At 41.9% G+C, this 1,176-nt stretch carries 1 protein-coding gene; it reads left to right on the top strand.

The window, feature by feature from the left end; translation table 11 throughout:
• On the top strand, positions 1 to 1,119 hold a 1,119-nt coding region (locus H5072_RS19985), incomplete at its 5' end, for a Na+/H+ antiporter NhaC family protein (RefSeq protein WP_182694583.1).
• Positions 1,120 to 1,176: the final 57 nt, after the last annotated feature.

The raw sequence follows: 1,176 nt of genomic DNA, 5'->3' as shown, positions 1-1,176 counted from the left end.
GGCGGCGTTGCAGCAACGGTTAATATGTTAATGAACAAAGGTATTGCAAAAAGTAAGCGCCAAGTGGGCTTTTTAACCATGTTTACCGGCATTGCAGTGTTTATAGAATCTAACTTGAGCGTACTTACCTCAGGGATTTTATCGCGTGGCTTATTCGACAAATTTAAAATGAGCCGAGCGCGTCTAGCCTACATTATTGATAGCACCAGTGCGCCAGTGTGTATTTTAATTCTGCTTAATGGCTGGGGTGCGTTTGTACTTGGTTTATTAGGTAACTACGAGCTAGGTGAGTCGGCTGTATCGGTGTTGTGGGGCAGCGTTGGGTATAACTTTTACGCCATAATTACCCTTGCCATTGTTTTTTATACCATCGCGTTTGATAAAGTGCATGGCCCAATGAAAGAAGCCGAACAAAAACTAGAGCTTCAAACAACTGACTTAAAAGAAGAAGTAAAAGGCTCTAAAGCGCGTTACATGTTAATCCCGCTTATTACGCTTATTACCAGCATGGTTGGCTTTATGTATTACACCGGAAATGGTGTATTAGCAGAGGGCAGCGGCTCTAAATCAGTATTATATGCAACGGTTTTAGCCATTGTTGTCGCTTACTTTTTAATGATTGGCTCACGTAAATTTACGCATCATCAATTAGTTGATACCGGTTTTAAAGGTATGGGCGAATTAATGCCATTAGTCGCCATTGTACTGCTTTCGCTTACACTCGGCGCAAGCTTAAAAGAGTTGGGCACTGGCGTATTTGTAGCATCACTTGTTGGCGACTACTTACCTATTTACTTAATCGTACCTGTGCTGTTTTTAACTGGCGCTGTAATGTCGTTTACTACAGGTACATCGTGGGGTACTTTTGCTATATTAATCCCAATTGGTGTGCCACTTATTCAAGCGCTAGGTTTACCGCCGTCGCTTGTTGTTGGTGCTATTTTGGGTGGTGGTATATTTGGCGATCACTGCTCGCCTATATCCGACACCAGCGCTGTATCGGCTATTGCATCTGGATGTGACTTACTCACCCACGTTAAAACGCAGCTACCATATGCCTTATTTGGTGGCGGCCTTACGTTTATAGCGTACTTAATAACAAGCATTATTGTTTTATAAAATACGATTGCTTAAATAGTCAAAAGCCTGCTTATTGCAGGCTTTTTTGTTTTTAAA

Source organism: Pseudoalteromonas sp. SR45-5, from assembly GCF_014163565.1.
GTDB lineage: Bacteria > Pseudomonadota > Gammaproteobacteria > Enterobacterales > Alteromonadaceae > Pseudoalteromonas > Pseudoalteromonas distincta.
Note: the sequence above shows the minus strand (reverse complement) of the source record. Positions and strands in the feature narration are given on the sequence as shown.